The organism is Streptosporangium sp. NPDC000563, assembly GCF_040299985.1.
Lineage (GTDB): Bacteria > Actinomycetota > Actinomycetes > Streptosporangiales > Streptosporangiaceae > Streptosporangium.
Window position 1 is genome coordinate 165,529 of record NZ_JBEPDA010000010.1, and the last position, 20,879, is coordinate 186,407.

At 68.6% G+C, this 20,879-nt stretch carries 19 protein-coding genes; 16 read left to right on the forward strand and 3 right to left on the reverse strand.

Annotated elements, in window-relative coordinates:
- Positions 1 to 442: 442 nt before the first annotated feature.
- From ABT352_RS23545 to ABT352_RS23620, 16 genes are all read left to right on the forward strand, one after another.
- Positions 443 to 925: a hypothetical protein gene (locus ABT352_RS23545; RefSeq protein WP_350947053.1), complete on the forward strand. Its 483-nt coding sequence runs from the start codon at positions 443 to 445 to the stop codon at positions 923 to 925.
- Positions 926 to 1,075: 150 nt separating this feature from the next.
- Entirely contained in the window at positions 1,076 to 2,272 is a 1,197-nt protein-coding gene (locus ABT352_RS23550; protein WP_350947054.1) for an NAD(P)/FAD-dependent oxidoreductase, read from the forward strand.
- Between the two features lie 10 nt (positions 2,273 to 2,282).
- Complete coding sequence (locus ABT352_RS23555) at positions 2,283 to 3,635, forward strand: amidohydrolase family protein (protein ID WP_169988444.1); 1,353 nt, start codon at positions 2,283 to 2,285, stop codon at positions 3,633 to 3,635.
- A gap of 35 nt (positions 3,636 to 3,670) precedes the next feature.
- Complete coding sequence (locus ABT352_RS23560) at positions 3,671 to 4,678, forward strand: LacI family DNA-binding transcriptional regulator (protein WP_350947055.1); 1,008 nt, start codon at positions 3,671 to 3,673, stop codon at positions 4,676 to 4,678.
- 184 nt (positions 4,679 to 4,862) lie between these two features.
- Complete coding sequence (locus ABT352_RS23565; RefSeq protein ID WP_350947056.1) at positions 4,863 to 5,102, forward strand: hypothetical protein; 240 nt, start codon at positions 4,863 to 4,865, stop codon at positions 5,100 to 5,102.
- Between the two features lie 499 nt (positions 5,103 to 5,601).
- The gene (locus ABT352_RS23570; protein ID WP_350947057.1) at positions 5,602 to 6,786 is read left to right on the forward strand and encodes a low temperature requirement protein A; all 1,185 of its coding nucleotides are present in this window, start codon (positions 5,602 to 5,604) and stop codon (positions 6,784 to 6,786) included.
- Positions 6,787 to 6,795: 9 nt separating this feature from the next.
- A complete protein-coding gene (locus tag ABT352_RS23575; RefSeq protein ID WP_350947058.1) occupies positions 6,796 to 7,068 on the forward strand; it encodes a hypothetical protein in 273 nt (90 codons plus the stop codon).
- Between the two features lie 297 nt (positions 7,069 to 7,365).
- Positions 7,366 to 7,596: a hypothetical protein gene (locus ABT352_RS23580; RefSeq protein WP_350947059.1), complete on the forward strand. Its 231-nt coding sequence runs from the start codon at positions 7,366 to 7,368 to the stop codon at positions 7,594 to 7,596.
- A gap of 83 nt (positions 7,597 to 7,679) precedes the next feature.
- Entirely contained in the window at positions 7,680 to 8,594 is a 915-nt protein-coding gene (locus tag ABT352_RS23585; RefSeq protein WP_350947060.1) for an RNA polymerase sigma-70 factor, read from the forward strand.
- A 46-nt stretch (positions 8,595 to 8,640) separates the two neighbouring features.
- A complete protein-coding gene (locus ABT352_RS23590) occupies positions 8,641 to 9,336 on the forward strand; it encodes a sigma-70 family RNA polymerase sigma factor family protein (protein ID WP_350947061.1) in 696 nt (231 codons plus the stop codon).
- A gap of 106 nt (positions 9,337 to 9,442) precedes the next feature.
- Positions 9,443 to 9,613 carry a response regulator transcription factor gene (locus tag ABT352_RS23595; protein WP_350947124.1) on the forward strand — a complete coding sequence of 57 codons (171 nt, stop codon included), beginning with the start codon at positions 9,443 to 9,445 and terminating at the stop codon, positions 9,611 to 9,613.
- 70 nt (positions 9,614 to 9,683) lie between these two features.
- The gene (locus tag ABT352_RS23600; RefSeq protein WP_350947062.1) at positions 9,684 to 10,436 is read left to right on the forward strand and encodes an SDR family oxidoreductase; all 753 of its coding nucleotides are present in this window, start codon (positions 9,684 to 9,686) and stop codon (positions 10,434 to 10,436) included.
- 8 nt (positions 10,437 to 10,444) lie between these two features.
- Positions 10,445 to 10,855, forward strand: a complete 411-nt coding sequence (locus ABT352_RS23605) for a cupin domain-containing protein (RefSeq protein ID WP_350947063.1) — start codon at positions 10,445 to 10,447, stop codon at positions 10,853 to 10,855.
- A 115-nt stretch (positions 10,856 to 10,970) separates the two neighbouring features.
- Positions 10,971 to 11,279: a ferritin-like domain-containing protein gene (locus ABT352_RS23610; RefSeq protein WP_350947064.1), complete on the forward strand. Its 309-nt coding sequence runs from the start codon at positions 10,971 to 10,973 to the stop codon at positions 11,277 to 11,279.
- Positions 11,280 to 11,450: 171 nt separating this feature from the next.
- Positions 11,451 to 12,563 carry a hypothetical protein gene (locus ABT352_RS23615; RefSeq protein ID WP_350947065.1) on the forward strand — a complete coding sequence of 371 codons (1,113 nt, stop codon included), beginning with the start codon at positions 11,451 to 11,453 and terminating at the stop codon, positions 12,561 to 12,563.
- 88 nt (positions 12,564 to 12,651) lie between these two features.
- Positions 12,652 to 16,482, forward strand: coding sequence for a hypothetical protein (locus tag ABT352_RS23620; RefSeq protein WP_350947066.1), 3,831 nt, complete (start codon positions 12,652 to 12,654; stop codon positions 16,480 to 16,482).
- Between the two features lie 255 nt (positions 16,483 to 16,737).
- Here the strand turns inward: ABT352_RS23620 and ABT352_RS23625 are convergent, their stop codons facing one another.
- From ABT352_RS23625 to ABT352_RS23635, 3 genes are read right to left on the reverse strand one after another with little or no spacing between them, the layout of a single operon-like run.
- A complete protein-coding gene (locus tag ABT352_RS23625) occupies positions 16,738 to 17,778 on the reverse strand; it encodes a thiopeptide maturation pyridine synthase (protein ID WP_350947067.1) in 1,041 nt (346 codons plus the stop codon).
- 5 nt (positions 17,779 to 17,783) lie between these two features.
- On the reverse strand, positions 17,784 to 18,641 hold the full coding sequence (locus ABT352_RS23630) for a lantibiotic dehydratase C-terminal domain-containing protein (RefSeq protein WP_350947068.1): 858 nt from the start codon (positions 18,639 to 18,641) through the stop codon (positions 17,784 to 17,786).
- Positions 18,638 to 20,824, reverse strand: a complete 2,187-nt coding sequence (locus ABT352_RS23635) for a lantibiotic dehydratase (RefSeq protein WP_350947069.1) — start codon at positions 20,822 to 20,824, stop codon at positions 18,638 to 18,640. The genes ABT352_RS23630 and ABT352_RS23635 overlap by 4 nt, the downstream gene beginning before the upstream one ends.
- Between the last annotated feature and the right edge of the window lie 55 nt (positions 20,825 to 20,879).

The window sequence follows — 20,879 nt, forward strand, 5'->3', positions numbered from 1 at the left end:
CCCAGTAGAACGAGTCGCACGTCGCCAAACGTCATCCATAGCTACCTGAGCTGTTGAGCTGCGAAAACGCCTGCTCCAACGTCCTGGGGTCAAGGGAGCCAATCTGGGGAGCCAACACCTTCAAACTGGTTCCGACTGCTTCCGACCTCCCCGGAAGTTTTCCCAGGTGGAAGGCTCCCCATCCGACGCCTTCAGATCGCCCCAGACCCCCAGTTCGTGGCTGGGGGTCAAGGGGTCGCAGGTTCAAATCCTGTCGTCCCGACCAGGTTTTTGCTGGTCGGCAAGGGTGTCACGTGATCACGTGACACCCTTTTCCGTTGCTGGGTGACTAACTGAGTGACCAAGGTACTCCTAGCCAGAGCTTGGAGGCGGCTTGTCTCTGCTGTGCGAGCTATGGAGCAGAGAGTCGCCAGTTCTGGCAGCCGTCCCCGAGGAGACCGTAGTGACCAAGCTATGGGCAGTTCGTATCTTCCGGGCGCGAGACACCTACAAGCGAAATGCTTCTGTGGTCATGACTAAGCGCTTCACCGTTGACGGCTGGGATGCTCGGATCACTATTGGAGACATCCCTGATGAGGTGGTCCGTGCGACTGCTGTTGGTGATGCTGCTATTGGATCTCTGCTGGACGAGTACCTCGTGCCGAAGGTCGCTGATCGGCTTGCGGCACGAGACGCCCACATCATCGAGCAAGCGGCAAAGTTCCAACTTCCACAGGAGTGGGCTCAGCAAGATGGTCTCTACACGACGCTTACCGTCTCGCGTTCTGTAGAGGTTGAAGCTGCCGACTCTGAACGCGCCTCCTCGATGCACTTCTGGCTTGACCTGAACAGTGCTCTTCGTGTGGCAGGGGAAGTCCGGCAAGGACGCGATGACCTTCTTGAGCGTCACACAGGTCCTGAGCATGATCTGTCACGCAGATCATGAGACCCGACACCGTGCAGGGGCAGATTCGATTGACACGCGGAACGGCGCATGCTTTGTTTGTAACTAGTTACAGAAACTAGTTACTTTCGAGAGGGCGTAAGCCGTCGAGCCGAGGTCATCAGTTCCCTTTCATTCGCCCCGGCTTAGACGATGAGCGCCGAGATCGGCGACACCCGAAACGACCCGACAAGCCCCACGAAAGACGAGGGAGACCGGATCAGCATGGTCGAGCATGTGGTCGTCATCGGTGCCGGCGTCTACGGTGCGGCGGTGACCGCCGCGCTGACGCGGCGGGGCGCTCGTGTCACGGTCGTTGACGCCGGTGCACCGGCGGCTGGCAGCTCTGGTGCGACGTTCTCGTGGACCAACTCCTGCGGCAAGCAGCCGCGGTCGTACCACGATTTCAGCGTCGCGAGTATGGCGGCCCATCGCAAGCTGGCCACCGACGTGCCTCATGGCGACTGGTACCACGAGGGCGGCAACCTCGAATGGGCCGCCGACGACGCCGGGCGCGAGGCACTGCGCAAGAAGGTCGCGGGCGTCCTCGACTACGGATACGAGGCACGGTGGCTCAGCCGAGCGGAGGCGCTGGGCCTGGAACCGGACATGGACCCCGCCGAGTTGCCGGCAGGCGAGATCGCCTACTTCCCGCGCGAAGGCTGGATCGAGCCGGTGCGCCTGATCGCCCACCTGCTGTCGAGGGCGGTGGCCGGCGGTTCCGAACTGGCGGCGAACGACGCCGTCACCGCACTGGAGGTGACTGCGGGCACGGTGCGCGCCGTGCGGCTCGCCTCCGGCCGGCGGCTCCTCGCGGATGCGGTCGTGAACTGTGCAGGACCCCAGGCCGCCGGGATCGCCGCGCTGGCCGGACTGGTTCTGCCCATGCGCAACACCCGCGGTGTGCTCGTCTGCTCCTCACCGGTCGCGGTATCGGTCTCGCGCGTCATCCATGCCCCGCACGTCCACCTACGCCCGGATGGCGGCGGGCGGCTGCTGCTGCACACCCATGAGATCGACGACACGGCACACGTGTCCGGCACCGGGGAGATCAGCGTCGACCCGTCGGCCATCGACAAGGTGGTCGAGGCCGGTCGTGCGCTGTACCCGGGAATGCGCGCCTCGACCGTGGAAGCCGTCCGGGTCGGTCAACGGCCCATCCCCGGCGACGGCCTGCCGGTACTCGGCCGGGTCGTCGCGCTGCCCAACTTCCACTTCGCGGTCTCGCACAGCGGCGCGACGCTCAGCGTGCACGCCGGCGACCTGGTCGCCGGCGAGGTGCTCGGTGAGGACCACGACGACGCGCTGGCCGCGTTCCGGTTCGAGCGGCCGGCACTGGCGGCCCGGTAACGGAGGGATCATGCGCACGATCGTCCTGCATGGCTGCGACCTGGTCGACGGCACGGGCACGGATCCACGGCACGGGGTGGACATCGTCGTCGCGGGGGGCACCATTCGCGAGATCGTTCCCGCGCGACCGGCTGACGCCTACGGCACGGTGGACGAGATCGTTGACGCGGCCGGAATGCTGATGATCCCCGGACTGATCAACAACCACACACATGGCACCGCGTACGGACCGCTGTTTCCCAGCGGACACGTGGGCCTGCCACACGAGCAGGTCCTCGCCAACCTCGACCGGCACCTGCTGGAAGGGACGACCACGGTGCTCTGCGTGGACGGGTTCGTCACCGCCGAGGCGCTCGCGCGCACCGGTGAAGTGCACCCGATCAACGTCAAACTCGCCTCGTGCAACACCCCGGCGTGCCTGGCGGCGGCGACCATCGCCGACGGCGGCGGCCTCACCGAGGCGAACCGTATGTTCACCGCGCGGCACGCGGTACGCGCCGGCGCGGTCGCGCTCGGCGAGATCGGGGCGGGACACACCCTCGGTGGGGGCGGGGCGAGTTACATGTACATCCCGGCCGAGATCGAGAGACGTACCGGCGTGAAGATCACACCCCGGCAGGCGAACGGGCTGAAGACCGCGGTGCTGGGCCGGCACATCTCGGAGAAGGCGTTCGATCGGGACCGTGTCGAGGAGGCCCTGGCGAGCGCGGGCCTGACTGGCACGCTCTCGGTCGAGGACACCCGTGAGATCGTCTCCGGCATCGTGCTGCCGGCCTTCGACATCGCCTTGCACGGGCTCGCCGAGGCGGCCGGGCAAGCTCGCGAGGCGGGTGTCCCGGTGCTGGTGCACAACGCGGCGGCATCGATGACCCAGGTCGCCTCCATCGCGGAGACGGACGTGACGCTGATCGCCGGGCACTCCAACCACTCGAGCTTCGAGCTCCGCGAGGCGGTCGAGCACGCCGGACGGCTCAAGGAGATGGGTGCGATCGTGGATGTCTCCACCCTGGACACCTTCGGGGCACAGCGGCTCACAACGGGGCCGGAATTGCTTTATGCGATGTTTTCCGCGGGGGTGGTCGACACGATCTCGACCGACTACGCGGGCGGCCACCACGACCCGATCCTGCTGGCGATCGACCGATCCATCAAGGCGGGTGTGGTGAGTCTGCCGGCGGCGGTCGCGATGGCGACCGCCAACGTCGCGGACGCCATCCCCGGCGTGGCGCCGCGGCGTGGCCGTATCCTGCCGGGAACGATCGCCGACCTCGTGCTGACGGACCCTGCGGAGCTCCACCACGTGGGGATCGTCATGGTCGGTGGCGAGATCGTCGCGAGAGCCGGTCGGCGCGTCGCCGCCTGACCGGCGCCGGAACTGCTGGGGGGACCGGGAGAATCATGGTGAAACGAGCGACCATCGGCGACGTCGCCGCGGACGCCGGCGTGTCCACGGCCACGGTCTCCCGCGTCCTCAACGGCGGCGCCGTCACCGAGGCGACCACCACCCGGGTGTGGGAAGCGGTCGCTCGTCTCGAGTACACCCCCAACGCGCTCACCAGGGGCGTCTTCGCCGGACGCTCCAGCACGATCGGAGTCGTCATCCGCGACCTGAGCAGCCCGTTCTACCTGGACCTGATCCGCGGCATCGACGAGGTGGCGGCCGCAAACGACAGCCTCGTCATGCTCGCCAACACCTTCCGTCGCGTCGACCGCGAGGTCGCCCAGGTACGGACCATGGACGAACAGAGGGTGCGTGGCCTGATCGTGACGACCGGCGAAGCGACCGATGGCCGGACACGCCGGATGGCCGAGAACGGCACCCCCTGCGTGATCATCGCGCGCTCCGTGCTGGACGCGCCGCCCGGCATGCACTCGATCAGCTTGGACAACGTCGAGGCCGGGCGGCTGATGGCCGTCCATCTGGCCGGGTGCGGGCGGTCGTCCATAGGCGTCGTGTCCTCGGGACGCCGCACGTCTCAGATCGAGCGCACGGCGGGGCTGAGGCGGGCCCTCGCGGACCTGGGGCTGCCCTTGCCCGAGGACGCGGTGATGGTCGCGGAAACCGAAGACGAGGTGAGCGGTGCCGTCGACACGCTGCTCGTCCGTGGCCGTGATCGCGGCAAGCCATTGGACGCGATCGTCTGCACCACCGGCCGACTCACCGTCGCGGTCCACGCGGCCCTCACCGCTCGCGGCATCGCCATCCCCGGCGACATCGCGTTCGTGACGATGGACGATTTTCCGTGGGCCACCGCGCTCGGGATCACCGTGATCGCCCAGCCCTCCTACCAGATGGGCCTGAAGGCGGGCGAACTCGTCGTCGACCGCCCCAGCGGGCCGGTCGAGTTGGTCTTCGCGCCTACGTTGGTCGCCCGCACCTCGTGCGGCGAGCGCCAGAAGGCCTGATCCCGTACCCGGCAGTTCGACGCTCCCGCCAAGCAGTCCAGCCCCGACTGCGCTGCCCACGGTCGTTCCCCACTCGCCTACCAGCGCAATGTGACCAGGCGTACAGCGGTGTGGGGTCGATCAGCGGGACCGAGCGGATCGTCGGGTGCGGCGGGAGGGGGATGTCCGCGGGCAGCAGGCTGAAGTGCTGCGTGTCGGCTGCCAGGTCTGCCAGGAAGTGGTCCAGTCCGAGATTCGTGCCTTCGGCGTGCTGGTGGATGCCGAAGGCCGTGGCGAAGCGGTGCAGGAAGTCCAGCCGGTGGAGCGGGCCGGGGGGCCACAGCACGCCGTCGCGCAACTGTGCCGGACGGACCGCGGGGGCGTCCGCCAGCGGGTGGTCGGCGTGGAGGATCGCGTCCACAGGTTCGAGCCGTACCAGTCGTAGTGGTTCCTGGGTTGGACTCCGGCAAGGAGGAGTTCCACGATGTCGTCGCCGCCCTGCTGTACCGGGGGTCGGCCGTGTTCGCCATGGACGGGCCAGGACAGGGCGCGCTCGCCGCCACCACTACCGTCCGCGCCGACTATCATCACGTGATCGGCCAGGTTGTCGACGCACTCGGCACGCGGAGGGTGGGACTCGCCGGGCTCGGCGGCCACCGCCTTCAGTACAGCCGGATCGACCTCCGGATCCGGGGCGTCGGACGCGGTGTTCTCCTGCCCGCGATCGATGGCGGCCCCGAGCGCCGCCACGGTCGGCGCAGGTGGGGGGGGAGCACCTGCTCGATTTGGCGCGCGCCCGGGCCCCGGCGTCCTCGATCCCCGCGATGCCGGACGCCACGTGCAGGCCCACCGTTGACAACCACCGCGACGAGCTGTCACAGATCGCGGCGCCGTCCGGTCTTCCTTGGCGAACCGGATGCCGTAAGAGCGACAGGAGCGTGAGCGTGCCCTCGACCAGGACCACCGTCCGGATCCGGGTCCAGATGAGCTCCCGGCCCGTCGACGAGCCGCATCGCGCGTCGAGCCAGCTCGAGCTCCTCTTCGATCTCACCTTCGTGATCGCGGTCGCGGCCATCACGGCGCAGTTCGCGCACGCCATCGCTGAAGATCACGGCCTGACCGGGCTGGTCCCGTTCCTCCAGGTGTTCTTCGCCATCTGGTGGGCGTGGATGAACTTCACCTGGTTCGCGTCGTCCTACGACACCGACGACGTTCCATACCGGCTGCTGACCATGGTGCAGATGGCGGGGGTGCTGGTCCTCGCCGTCGGCGTGCCCGCCGCGGTCGGCCACTCCGACTACGGGATCATCACCCTGGGTTACCTCATCATGAGGATCGGGCTTGTCGCCCAATGGCTGAGGGCCGCGTTCGAAGACCCGGCGAGCCGCCGTACGGGGCTCCGCTACGCCGCGGGCATAGGTCTGGTCGAGTTGGGCTGGTTGTTCCGACTCGCTCTCCTGGGGACGGGATTCCTGCCGGCGTCACTCCAGCTGCCGTTCTTCGCCTGCCTGGTCGTCCTGGAGCTGGCGGTGCCGTGGTGGGCGGAGCGAGTCAGGGCAACCACCTGGCACCCGCACCATATCGCCGAGCGCTACGGCCTGTTCACGATCATCCTGCTGGGCGAGAGTGTCCTGGCCGCGAGCAGAGGAGTTGAAGCGGCGCTCGAAGCGGCTCCCCTCGTCGCCATCGCCGGATCGGGTCTCGTCCTGCTGTTCGCCATGTGGTGGCTGTACTTCCTGGTCAAGGCAGGGGAGGGGCTCAGCGACCGGCGTCATCGGTCGTACTGGTGGGGGTACGGCCACTTCGGCGTCTTCGCCGCGCTGGCGGCTCTTGGCGCCGGGCTCGAGGTGGCGGTGGAGCAGAGCGGGCGCCAGGTGGCGGCATCGCCGACGGCGATCGGCTACGCGGTCGCCATCCCGGTCGGGGTGTATCTCATCCTGCTCCGGGTGGTGCATGCGCTGGTCGACGCGGACTCCGTCATCCCCCGCCCTGCCGTGGCAGGGTGCGTCGGCGCCGTCGTGTTGTCGCCGCTCGCGGCGCCCTGGATCGGGGTGGCCGCCGTGGTCGGGCTGATCGCGGCCGCCTGCGTCGCGCTGGTCGCCGTCGCCCTCTGGGCGGCCCGTAGCTGAAGGAGCGTCATGTACGCATCAGAGAACAGAATCGCCACGTCCGTCCTGGTCATCGGGACCGGAGGGGCCGATCTGCGGGCGGCCGTCGACACCGCGATCGAGCGCCGCGAGACCCGTGGCTGCCGCAACCGCTCCGACGACCCGGAACTCGACCCCGCACCGCAGGTCAACCTCGGGTGGTCCGGCCCCGGATCGGTGGAGCGGGAGAGCATCCCGCCGATTCCCGCCGAGATCGCGGCGTTCATGCGCGAGGTCTCAACCGTGGGAAAGCTCGTCGAATAGCCGGATCTTGTCACAAATGCCGGGGCTGTCCTGTCTTAGCTGGCGATCGGGCCACACCGCTGAACGGGGGAGGTTGTTGTGACCGCGTTGCCGATGGTCGCCGAGTCCGGCGATGTCGCGGGCTGGACCGCCGACGTCTGGAATGCGGCTGCTCGATGTGGGCGCGGGAGTCGGCGGGCCGGCGGCCTGGGCCGCCGAACGGTTCGGGGCCCGGCCAATCCCGATCGAGCCGATGCCGGCCGCCGACCGGCTGATCCACGCGGTCAGCAGGCCGGCTGTACATCCCTTGGAGGAGACATGACCACCCCGAACGGTGAGAACGAGTTCCTGTACGAGCTCCACGTCGAGATCGAGGAGGAGCTGATCATCGCCGAGGCGAGCCATCCGGAAGAGGAGGTGTGGCGGCCGGTCACCGAGTGGCTGTACGACCCGACGGACGTCGAGCGCGAGAAGATCGCTCTGCGGGGGCTGCGCGACGCGGTCAAGGTGCTGGAGGACGGCTCGCGGCCTCCCAGCCCGACGCCGTGACAGCGACTATCCTCGACGCTGTGGACCACGCGCGAGGCTGACGAACCCCTGCCCAGGCCAACGGGTGAATCGATGTGGGGCACATGAACACGGAATCCCTGAAACAGGCGGGCGCTCTCGATCGGGCGGCGTCCGCTTTCATCGAGCTGCGCCCGCGGCTGTTCGGCATCGCCTACCGGATGCTGGGCAGCGCGGCCGAGGCCGAGGACATCGTCCAGGAGGTGTGGCTGCGCTGGCAGGACACCGACCGCGAGACCATCGAGAACCCGGCGGCCTTCCTGGCGCTGGTCACCACCCGGCTGGCCATCAACCTGGCGCAGTCGGCGCGCATGCGGCGGGAGTCCTACATCGGCCCCTGGCTGCCGGAACCCGTGGACACCAGTCTGGACCCCACTGTCGGCGCCGAACGCGGCGAAGCGCTGGAGCTGGCTTTTCTGCTCCTGCTGGAGAAGCTCAATCCCACCGAGCGCGCCGCTTACGTCCTGCGCGAAGCCTTCGACTACCCCTATCCGCAGATAGCGGAGATCCTGCGGCTCACCCCGGTCAATGTCAGGCAGATCGTGAGCCGCGCCCGCAGGCGCCTGACCGCCGTACGCCACGAGCCCATCGACAGGCTCCAGCACCGGCGCCTTCTGGAGACGTTCCTCGACGCCGCCCAGACGGGAAACGTCGGCGCCTTGGAGAAGCTCTTCGCCTCCGACGTCGTCAGCTCCTCCGACGGCGACGGCATCAGGGGATCGGCCAAGTTCCCCGTGCTGGGCAATGAGCGGGTGGCCAGGTTCGTGGCCGCGTTCTCACCACGGTTCTGGCCGGGCGCCGCCGTCACGTGGGTCGAGATGAACGGGCTGCCGGGCGTGCTCGTCACCCGGGACGGCAGCGGCGTCGCCCTGCTCGCCATCGAGGCCTCCAGGGAGGGGATCCACCACCTGTTGTGGATCCTCAACCCGGCCAAGATCGAGGCCTTCGAGCGGTCTCGCAGCCGCTTTGTCACAACGTAACGGGCTGTCCGGTCTTATCTGCCAACAATGAAGGGGGCGGCAGATCATGACCGAGGCGGGCGCCGAGTCGCTGGCGGAGATGCTCGACGAACGGCAGCACCTGCTCGAGATCGCTCTGTGCATGTTCGGCTCGGACACCACGGCCGACCACGTCGTCCAGGAGACCTATCGCCGCTGGTACGCCCTCGACGAGGAGGAGCGCGCCGCCATCGCGGTGCCGCGCGCCTGGCTGACGCGGACAGCGGGAAGCATCTGCCTGGAGCTCCTCGCCGACCCCGACCCCGACCCCGACCCCGACCCCGACCACGTGCCCGGCGGCCGGGTGCCCCGGGCCCAGCCCGTGCCGTACCCGGCCTCGCACCGGGCCGGGTACGGCCCGGAGACGCTCGCCAGGCACGAGCGGGTGGCCCGCCGGTTCGCCGCGGCCTGCCAGGCGGGCGACACCGAGGCGCTGCGGGAAGTCCTGGCCGCCGACGCGATCGTCGTCAGCGATGGCGGCGGCAAGGTGCGCGTCGCCGTACGGCCGACTTACGGTGCGGACGCGGTCGCGCGGGTCGTCACGGCGTTGCTGATCGACCAGCCGGGAACCGAGCCGGCCATCGGATCGGTGAACGGCGGGACGGGGCTCGTGCTGCGGCGGGCGGGCAAGGCCGTGGCGGTGGTCAGCGTGAGCGTGGCCGGAGCCGAGGTCACGGCGGTGTGGATCATCCTGAACCCCGACAAACTCCAGCGTTGGCACTGAAGGGCTACCGGCGCACGACCTCAAGGGCCTGGGCGGGCGCCGCTCGCGCGGTGTCCGGTAGGCCGACCGCGGGCTGGACAGCCTGACCGCCTCCGAGACGCAGATCATCAGGCTCGTCGCCGGCGGCGCCACCGACAAGCAGGTCGCCGATCGGCTCCACCCGCCGCCGCACACGGTCAGCACACACCTCCGGCATGCCTTCACCAAGCTCGGGGTCGGCTCGCGTGTCGAGCTCACCAAGCTTCTCCTCGAACACGAGGCCGCCTGTCACAAGTGAGGGGGCTGCCTTGTCTTAACTGACGATGCGGGCGCACTACAGCGCCCAGAGAGGCAGAAGGGTGCCAACAATGAAGATCGTGGTGATCGGCGGGACCGGGCTCATCGGGTCGAAGCTGGTGAAGAAGCTGGGCGAGCACGGCCACGAGGCCGTGGCCGCAGCGCCGAACACCGGCGTCAACACGCTGACCGGGGAGGGCCTGGCCGAGGTGCTGAAGGGCGCCCAGGTCGTGATCGACGTGTCGAACTCGCCCTCGTTCGAGCGCGAGGCCGTCATGAAGTTCTTCCAGACCTCCACCGGCAACCTGCTGGCGGCCGAGGCGGCCGCGGGGGTGGGCCATCACGTGGCGGTGTCGATCGTGGGGACCGACCGGATGCCGGAGAACGGCTACTTCGCGGCGAAGATCGCCCAGGAGGAGCTGATCGAGAAGTCGGGCATCCCGTTCTCGCTGGTGCACTCCACCCAGTTCTTCGAGTTCGCCCGCGGCATCGCCGACGAGGGCACGGTCGACGGCAAGGTGCACATCGCGCCGGTGCTGTTCCAGCCGATCGCGGGCGACGACGTGGCTCAGGCGGTCGGCAGGACCGCGGTGGGGACGCCGCTGAACGGCCGGATCGAGATCGCCGGACCGACCCGGTACAAGATGGATGAGTTCTTCCGCGAGGCGTTGGCCGCCTGGGGCGACACCCGCGAGGTCGTCGTCGACTCGCAGGCACGCTACTTCGGCAGCCTGCTCGGCGAGCGGTCGCTGGTGCCCGCTGACGGCGCGCAGCTCGGCACCATCACCTACAAGGACTGGCTCGACCGGTCCAACGCGAAGTAGGCGGGGCGATGGACAAGCCGCGATCGACCGCGTGGCAGACGGCGCTGACCGTGCTGCAGGAGGCGCAGCCTCCGTTCATCCCCGAGGGCGCGCACGCGATGACCGTGGTCATCGAGTACCCGCCCGGAGACCCTGGCGCGCCGCCGCATCGCCACCCGGGTCCCGCCTTCGGCGTCGTCCTCGAGGGCGAGATGCTGATGGAGCTGGAAGGAGAGCCGGAGCGGGTGATCCGCGCCGGCGAGGCGTTCTGGGAGCCGGGTGGCGACGTCATCCACTACCAGGACGGCAACAATCGCGACGATGTCCCGGTACGGTTCACGGTCACCATGCTGTGCGAGCCGGGCAAGCCGATGTTCACGCTGGTGGAAGAGGCCGAGCTGGCCCAGCGCAAGGACCGCCGCGGCCCACGCCCGTCCTGAACCCCGGCGAAGTATCCGCAGCGTGACGGCACCGGCTGCCGTCATCGCTGCCTGACCCCAGGATCGAACCAGACCGCCGGCCCACCGGCCGGCGGTCCGATCCGCTGTGGAGGTGGTGAGCGGCGTCTTCGTGGAGGAGATGCTGCATCTGGCGCTGGCGGCGAACCTGCTCAACGCCGTCGGCGGCGCGCCGCGCCTGGACATGCCGGGGATGCCGCCGCCGCACCCGCGCAAGTTGCCGCACGGCGATCTGGAGGTGTCGCTGGTGCCGTTCGGCGCGGAGGCGGTGGAGATGTTCCTGCGTCTGGAACAGTCCACACCGCCCGGCGCGCCACCGGAGGACGACAACTACGAGAGCGGTGCCACGGGACAGCGCGTCTGGCATCGAGACGTCCATGGTGAAACCGAGGCAGGCACGCATTGAGGTGACCTCGGAAAACAATTCAGACTGATTGTGCCGCGGGCTTGACGTGATGTGACGAGCGTCATGTCACAAGCCGCCTGCCGCACTTTGTCTCTGTAGTGACAGTCCATGAGTCACCTCCGCGCAAAGGGCGCGACGGACATCGATTCGAGAGACGATGCGGGAGAAGAAATGCTCATCAAGAAGAGGTTGTTCATCGCGCTGGTGACGCTGGTCGCCTGTGCCGCCGCTCCTGGTGGAATGACGGCGCCTGCACCGGCTTCGGCCGACGACGGTGACGCCTCGATCAGTTCCTGGGGTTTTCCCGGTGAGGGATCCGACTGGCAGCCGGTGACCTATGCCGGTGGGCAGATCACCAGCAGGTCCACTCCGGGAGAGGCGCGCGACAACCGTGGCAACATCCTGCACGCCTGGCGCGGCGCGGACAACGACTCCATCTGGATCTCGTTGAACAACGGGCCGGCGTACTCACTGCCCAACGCGCAGACGTGGACTCCTCCGAGGGTGATCTGGACCGACGACGGGGGTCGCGGAAACTTCCGGATCTTCCACACCGGTACCGAGGGCCACGTCTACCAGCACCGCGTCCAGCTCAGCGCGAGCTACCAACTGCCCGGCACCCTGCCCAACTGGACCAGGATCCCCAACGACACGCGCACCACCAACACCGAGCCCGTGGCGGTTGCCGCGCTCCCCGGCAACTCCTTCATGCTCGCCTGGAACAGCCAGTCCACCGATGACATCTGGACGATGTACTACAACGGCGAAACCGCGACCTACAGCGCGCCCGGCATCGTGCCGGGTGCGCAGAGCAAGGACGCGCCGGGACTGGCCGCCCAGGTGGACACCAACAACGACCCCGCTCCCTGGAACCAGGTCGTTCTCGCCTTCACGGGCACCAATAACTACGTGTACATGTCGCGGCAGCGGTACGGGACCGGCAACTGGACGAATCCGTTCCGGGTTTATGCGACAGGCACCCCCGGCTACACGAGGAATGGCCCGTCCGTCGCGCTCTCCCGAAGCGGTTACGGCGTCATCACCATTACCGAGGACCGCGACAACACCATCGGGAGTTACATGATCTCGCGCGACGGTGGGTGGAGCGGTTATTACGAGGAGAACAGCTTCGCACTCTCCCCGGGCAGAACTCCGCTGGCCGTGGTAGCCGGTACCGATGTCTATTACGTCATCAACGGTTCAGCCGGCGGCAAGAGCGGCGTGCTGTGGAAGAAGGTCTACGACTTCGCGGCGATGCCCACGCCGTCGGCCCCGCAGTGGTGAAGCCGGTAAACGCTTAGCCGGACGGCGCCATCGTCGCCGACGTCGACGCCGGCGCCCGGCGCCGGCGTCCTACTCAGAAAGAGATCACGTGAGACTGCTTCGACCAGCGGCGGCCGTGTCATCCGTGTTATCCGGCCTGCTGCTCTTATTATCGTCGCCGGGCATCGCCCCGGCGGCATCCGCTTCCCCGACGCCCTTGACCGCGGCTGCCACGGCGGAGGACTCGCCGTCGGCCGGACCGGGAGCGTCCGGCCCGGACCTGAGTGTCACCAACCGCACAACCCCGACGGCCGGTCTACCGGACTGGTCACGCGCAGGATACCGAGGCGGCCAGAAGCTGCCCGAGGGCGATACGGATCTGACCGACGACGCCTCCTGCCGTATCTCGCCGGAAAAGCTTGCTTCCTCCTACGGGGTGACGGCGGACGACGGGGCCGACGACACCGCCGGACTGCAGAAGGCGATCGACCACATCAAGAGCGTCTGCTCGCCGAACGCCAACTTCAACCGGCTCTCGCTCGTCGAGCTGCCTTCCGGCCGGCTCGACATCACCCAGCAGATCTACGTCGACGCCGGATTCCTGATCGTACGGGGCAAGGGGGCCGGCGACGGCGGCACCCGGCTGGTGTTCAGACCCGGCCTCCGGACCCGCTACGACCAGGTGATCAACGGTCGGTGGGACCAGGAGAGCATGATTGCCGGTACCGCCCCCGACATCGGCAAGGGTGGCTGGATCTGGCCTGGGCGAGGCATGTTCCGGGTCCAGACCCGGGAGGTGGCGGCCCGGTACGAGGATGACTGGGAGCTGGCGTCGAGCCTGCCCATGCGCAAGGACCTCTACGAGGGCAGCATCAACCAGCACTGGGCCTCCGGCTTCAAGGTGGCCGCGGCGGACGGGGACCCGGGCTTCTCGGCACGGGCGGGAAGCGCGGTCGTGCGGCTGGACGCGAAAGCCGACATGACCAAGTTCAAGCCGGGCGGCTATGTCTGGGTGGGCGCGGCCAACAGCCGGAAGTTCTACGCGCAGCAGGGCATCACCGACCAGAGCATGATCGAGGCGCTCCACATGCGGCAGGAGATGTTCCGGCTCAGCCGCATGGACGCCACGGCCAAGACGATCACGCTGGACCGGCCGCTGGAGTGGGACCTGCCGGTCGACTCCGAATCGGACGGCTCCGAACCGCTGAACGGCAACGGCACCCCGTACGCCAGCAAGGTCACGCCGCTGAAGGTGGTCGAGGGTGTCGGGTTCGAGGACTTCGCCTTCACCCAGGACATGAACGGCCTGCCGAAGATCGGTGGCCAGGAGACGTACTCGCTCACTCCCGAGCAGGCCGTGCACAACTACGGCAACATGGCGCCCGAGTACGCCATGCACGGCATCGTGTTCAAGTGGGCGGCCAACAGTTGGGCGCGCGGGCTGAAAGCCACGATGACCGGCTCACACCCGATCGTCACCGAGGTGGCGCGCAACCTGCAGATCGAGCGCAACAGCTTCGACGGCGCCTGGAACAAGGGCAAGGGCGGCAACGGCTACCTGCGCGGCAGTCGCGTGTGGGACTCGCTGTGGGCGCACAACCTCAGCCGCAACCTGCGCCATTTCACCTTCCAGTGGTCGGCCGGCGGCAACGTCGCGTTCCGCAACGACCTCGACTCCGACCTGAACCTGCACGGCGGCTGGGAGCACGACAACCTGTTCGAGCAGAACACGGTGCGAGTCCCCTATGAGCACCGCTCGGCCAGTTGCTCGGCCAACTGTGGTGGTGAGGGCGGCGAGATCGACGAGGGCACCTGGTATCCGATCTGGTGGGCGGCCGGCCCCAAGGCGGGCAAGTGGGCCGGCTCCTCCGGGCCGCAGAACGTCTTCTACAACAACACGCTGAGCAAGCAGACCACCGCGGGCGGGCCGTTCGAACCGTACAGGCCGTACGGCGCCCAGGCCGGTACCGCCTTCCAGTTCGGATCGAACGACTCCGACCCGCGCACGTTCCTGCCCCTGCGCCAGAACGGGCAGGCGATCACGGACTGGACCGAACGGGAGACCCTGAACTACCGGGGCAACGGAGTGGCCACCCTCGACGTGGGGAATCGGCACTCACTGTTCCTCCGCGACACCGGCGGCGAAATTCCCCCACGTGACCCAGAGCTCGTCGAGATCAAGGCGGCCACCTGGAACATGGCCGGCGCGTCCTCGCAACACCATGGCGACAGGTACGCGACCGCACTGCCCTCCCTGCATACGCAGGAGAATCCTCCCAGGGAGAACGACATCCTGGCCCTACAGGAAACCGGTTATCCCGCCGACCGGCACTATTGGGCCAAAGACGCCATCGCGCAGACCGACTACGTCAAGAGGATGCGGGACGGGAGCACGAACGCGCCTCCCGTCGAGGAGATCTGGCTCAGCCGAACCAGCGGAGGCCGCAGAGGAGGTTACCTCTACTGGCTGAACACGAACGTCGACAACGGCTCCGGCAACCCGGAAAAGATCAATCTGGCCGTCTGGACTCGGAGAAGTGTCCAGCGGAACGAGATATTCGTCGTCCCCGGAGCGACCAGGAACGGCGTGCACGAGGGCAAGTCCCGTCCCGCGCTCGGCGTCAACTATTGCGGTGTCGTCTACTTCACCTGGCACGGGGCAGCGGAAGGCGGAACGGACAACGCCACGATGCTGAGGAACATCAAGAGTCGTATGGAGAACGCCGGCCCGAACGGGCAGCCGCTGCGCTGGGTGGTCCTCGGCGACTTCAACATGGAGGCTTATGGACAGGCAGGATTGATAAACGCCCTCGGCGGCGACTCCCATCAGTTCGACATACTGTCCTCGAGCGGGCCGACCCGCCCCGTCACGGGACGCACCATCGACTACGCCGTCACGCAGAACAGCGTCACCCCGGTGCTCTACAGGGGTTACGGGTTCGGGACGCCGATAACCGACTTCGAACTGTCGGACCACCGTCCCGTCGAATACGACTTCTCCTATCCCACCGACGATCAGAGATGCACGACGTCCAAGCCGGCGCAGCGGGCGAAGGCCGTTCCGCGAACAACGCAGAATCTCAGAAGCGCATCCAGCACCCGCTCTCCCTACCCTTCGGGTGCGGGGACACAGCCCGGCAGTAGTCGCCTCAAGACCAGGATGTTCGCCCGCTCCGAGCAGAGCGCGCACAATTTCCGCTTCCTGGCCGCCGCTGACCACCCAGGTCACTACCGCGTGCTGCACAGCGTCACGCGTACCTATCTGGGCCAGGAATTCGGCCGTGCCGACGCGCCGGCGGTTCTCCAAGGCTCCGACGAGGGCGACTCCCAGCTCTGGCAGTTGCTGGACATGGGTGACGGCACATGGATCTTGCTGAACAAGGCCACCGGTCAGGCGTTGACCGCCCTGGATCGCGCGGACGGCGAAGAACTGGTGGGCCGTGATCTCGTCGACGAATTCGACCCCGGGCAACGTTGGTTCCTTCAGGACGCCGAGAACGAGGCGCTGGACGTCGACGAGATCGTCACCGGCGCAGGCTCGGCCATGACCGTGCAGGACTCCGATCCGGAGCCGGGCACCCCGGTGGTGCTCGAACCCGACAGCGGCGGTCCCGAAGAAGAATTCCTGCCCATATACGCTGACAAGACCGAGGATTTCTACTGCTACTACCTCGTCCACAAGGGACTGTACGTCAATTCAACGGCCACCGATCCCGCGGTCGGCGATGGTAACCGGCTCACGCTGAACGAATTCCGCGCCAATGACGGCGGCTACGTGTTCTGCACCCCTCTCGCCGACAGGCACGCATCGCAGCCGACGACGGTGGGTCAGTACGACGCGCAGGCCCGCTTCCTCAATCTCGGCGCCATCGGCCCAGGTTCGCTGGCTCTGAGCTCGTCCTACGGGCTCACATGGAACTGGAAAGCACTCCAGAGCTGATCGCCGGCCCCGTTCTCCGGGGTCTGTCCAGTGAACCGCTCACGGAACGGGCGCGCGTAACAGGTATGGATGCAGCTGAATATGAACGGGAGGGAGACTGCGAGTGCTGCGGCAGCAGCGAGTGTGTCCAGGCGCTTCTTGAAGATCTTGTCCATGGTTTGGGCGCCCTTGGTGAGGGAGGGCCTGTTCTCGTGTCGGTGGACGTGCACGCCTGCCGACGACCGGCGCCCCGTGGTCGCCGGTTGGCCCGTCCCGCTAGCCGAGGGCGTAGCGGCGCATCGACTCCAGGCCGGAGACGCCGTAGACCTCCTCGACCGCGTTCGCGAGCAGGTGGCAGGTGCGGAAGCGGTCGAGCGGGGTCAGGCCGAGCCTCGTCAGGTGCAGGTAGGTGTAGTTGAGCACCACCCGGTAGCGCAGGAAGTCGGGGCGGGTGAACATGTCGCGGCGGTAGTCGGGGGTGCCGAACATCAGGGTGTGCAGTTCGCCCCTCGTTTCCGCCGGGGCGTCGTCCATGGTCGGCAGCAGGTGCACCACGCGGTCGGCCCTCGCGCGGTAGGTCTCCACGAGCGCCGCCCACTCCCGGACGAACGGGCTGTCCCCGTCCGCGTCGATGGTGTCCACGACCTGCCTGACCCGTTGGGTGAGCTGGGTGCGGCGGGAGTCGTACACCTCGTCGAAGGAGCGCCGGGCGGCCTCGGGGTCCTTGGTCCACGGGAGGAAGCCCTCGGCGTGCACCCGGAAGGACAGGTAGCTGCGCTCGATCGGATGGGAGGTGTGTGCGACCGTCAGCAGCAGGGCCATGGCCAGGTCCGGCTTGGTGTCGCGGCCGTCGCGGCAGTGGTCGAGCATCGTGAACAGGAGCGGGGTGCTGTCGCTGTAGAACGCGGTGAGCAGGTCGACGGCCTCGTCGCCGCCCAGGACGTGGCGGCGGTCGTCGAACGGGAACTCGACGATCGAGTTGTCGGCGGGCCAGGGGGTGAGCGGGCCGTGTTCCTGCTCGCGTGCGGCCATGAGGCGGTGCCGCGCCAGGCTCTCGGCCTGGTCCACCACGTACGTCGACGGGTGGTCGCGCAACCATCCGCCGACGACGGTGTCGATGCGAGGGCGCACCGCCTCCTCCCACGTTCGCCGGTCGGTTTTCACGTTGACGCGCAGGTGGGGGCCCTGCCGCCAGTGGCGCACCACGTACGCCGCCTCGACATGGTCGCGGATGTCGGCCAGCAGGGGCCGGACGGCGTCGAGGATCAGGGAATCCTTGTCCGGCTCGTGGTAGAAGACGTGGACACTGTGCCACATGGTGGTCACCTCCGCAGCGCGGCCAGCGCGCGGGCCGCGAGAGTCGAGACATGTGATTCCGGGCCGGGGCGCAGGCCGATCCGGTTGTGGAACAGGTGGGCGCATCGCAGCAGTACGCGGGCCCGTTGTGCGTCGTCGCCGATGACGGCCAGGTGGGCGTGGGCGGAGCCCGCGTCGCCGGTCGTTGTCGGGAGGTTCGCGGCAAGGTCGTTGATCGAGGCGGCCCAGGTTCCGAGCAGGCCGGGGCCGTCCTTCAGGTGCCAGAGGCGTTCGGTCTGGGTGACCAGCGCGGCCGGGAGGTCGCCGGAGTCGCCGAGGTCGCCGAGGTCGCCGGGGTCGTGCGGGGGCAGGCGGCGGGCCGCTTCGGCGAGGTCGGGCTGGCAGGCGGCCATCGTCAGGGTGAGCACGGCGAGGCCGACGGCGGTCCTGCGTTCCATCGCGGGCGCGCCGTGCAGGACGTCGAGTGCGAGGGAGCTGGAGATGCTGAAATGTCGTTCGACGGCGGACATGTTTCCGTAGACGCGCTCTTCCGGCTCGTACGGGATGAACACCACGCTGCCGGGCGGGTGGAGGGCCGGGTCGTAACTCTCGCGGCGTTCCCCTTTCGCGAGCACGGCCGCCAGCCGCCGGTAGGCCGGGGCGTCGACGGCGGGCGACGGGTGGTCGGCGAACCACTGGGCGGCTCGGTCCCTGATCTCGTCGCGGGGCACCCCTTTCAGGCGCAGCCGCACGTGGGGGCCCGACTCCCAGTAGCGCAGGTAGAAGGAGGCCGTCGCCGACCGGGCCAGCGGGGTGACGACGTCGCGGATCAGGTCGTCGAGGTCTCCGGTATGGAACAGGTGGGCACTCTGCCAGGAGGTCACGGGGCGCTCACCTGGATGGCGTACTCGGTGACGCGCGGGCCGCCGGGGTAGACGGGGGCGTCCTCGGGGTTGGGCAGGGTCTCCTCGATGACCATCAGGGCGTCGGGGTTCCCGGCCGCGTGGCGCAGGCCCGCGAGCAGGAATGAATCGGTGACGTCGACGTACATGGGCTTGCGGTGTTTGCCGAGCAGGCCCGCGAGCATGCCGTCGCGCAGGTCCAGGACCCGGGCGAAGAAACGCCGCGGCATGTCGTGGTCGCGCAACCACGACGCCAGCGCGGGCAGGTCGCCCGAAGGGAAGTCGGCGGCGCGCAGCCGCCAGCACTCGCGGGCCAGCGTGACCATGCCCAGGTCGAGGCGGGGCAGGTGGTCGATCCGGCCACGCGGCGGCACCGGGCCGGGGCGCAACACCCAGCCGGGCACCATCGCGACCGACGGTTCGCCGAAGACCCTGACCAGGAACTGCAACCACGGCGGCAACCAGTGCTGGGCGGTCATGCCCAGGTGCATCGGGCGCACCCTCTCACCGTCGGCCCACAACGCCAGCCGGGAACCGTCGAGCCGCACCGTCAACGCCGAGGGGTGCAGACCTCCACCCGTGGTGTACGGGTAGTCGATCGTCACATCGGCCGTGGGGGTGCGGAGGTTCAGGCCGCTGCCGAGGGCGCCCGTGACCTCGGCGATCCTGGTGTCGTGTTGCGGGGCCCGCAGCGCCGACACGTCCGGGGCGTGGCCGATCCTGCGCAGCTGGTGGTGGAGACGGGACAGTCCCTTCCCGTAACCGGCGGTGACGGTGTTGACGACCAGGCGGCCCGCCGGGAGCGTCTGGGCGTAGACGCAGATCGAACCCGGGGCGCGGAACCGGTCGTCGTCGGGGGGCTCGCCGGTCCGCAGGAAACGTTCACGCAGGTCCGCGTGGCCGGGACCGGCCGCGAAGACATCGCGGACCAGGTCGCGCAGCGGGCCCGGGTCGCTGTGGACGGCGCGGTAGAAGCTCATGACGGGGACGGCGGCGCCGGGGCCGTACCGGCGCAGGAAGAAGTCGGCGGCGGCCAGTTTCACCGGGAGGTCGCCGTCGAACAGGGCCAGCCCCTTGCGCAGCCGGTTCAGGTCGTCGAGCGCCGGGCGCCACGCCTCCCGGCCGCACCGGCCCGCGTCGCCGGGGATGACGGCGTTGTGCCAGAACAGATTCCGCTCCGGGATCTCCCTCGGGGCGAGCAGGTCGCGGATCACCTTCGCGTCCTGCTCGACGCCCAGCTTGGTCAGCGGGTCGTCGTCGTGTTCGCCGTACGGCGGCACGAGCTCCACCAGCCCGATGTCGGCCAGCGCCCTGGCCGGTTCCGCGAGCGCCGCCTTCACCGGCTCGGTCGCGGGCACGCTGAGCAGCGGTTCCTTCGCGGTCGGGCCGAGGAACCAGATGCGGCCGTCCTCCTCGAACGCGGTCGGGTTCACCCGCGTCTCCGCGGCCTCCGCGTGCCGCGACAACGTCACCCAGAGCGGGCGCAACACGGCGCGGTCGAGGTCGACGACCTCCCGCCAGGTCAGGGCGGCGGGTGGGGCGGACATGGGACCGTCGTCGGTCCAGGTGCCGAAACCGCTCCACGCGAACGTCGCGTAGGGGCTGGTCTTCATGGTGGCGCGGGCCAGGTAGCGAGCCAGTTTGACCATCTCCTGGCGCGACGGGGACGTGCGCGCGGCCAGGATCGGGCTGCCGAGCTCCAGCCCTCGGCGGAAGGTCGCGTCCTCGGCGAGCACGCGCAGGAGCTCGGCCTTCTCCCGCTGTTCGGTCTCGTAGACGGCGGGCAGGTCGGCCGCCAGCCTGTCGTGGAGGTCCTTGAGGGCGATCCAGGCGAGGACCCGTGCCCGCAGCTCCTCGGGGAGCGCGGCGAGCACCTGCGGCGCGGTCGCCCGCCGGTCAGGGCGGCGGCCCCGGAAGAGATCGCGGCGCAGCGCCACCAGGATCGGTTTGAACAAGCCCGCGCCGATCACCTCGTGCAGGGGGCCGGACATCGCCCGGCCCTCGTCAGCCAGCGTGCGGGCGACCTCGAGCAGTTCGTCGACGAGCCTCCATGTGCGCTCACACCGCAACCGCCGTAACCCGTCGGCGGGCAGCCCGGCCACCCGGATGGCGAAAATCGGCGCCACGACGTAATCTCGGTCGGCGGGCTGGGCTGTTCGCGACAAGGACACTCCTTCATCCCGTGACCGAGGGCGCCCGTGCCGTGGGCGCCCTCGGCGT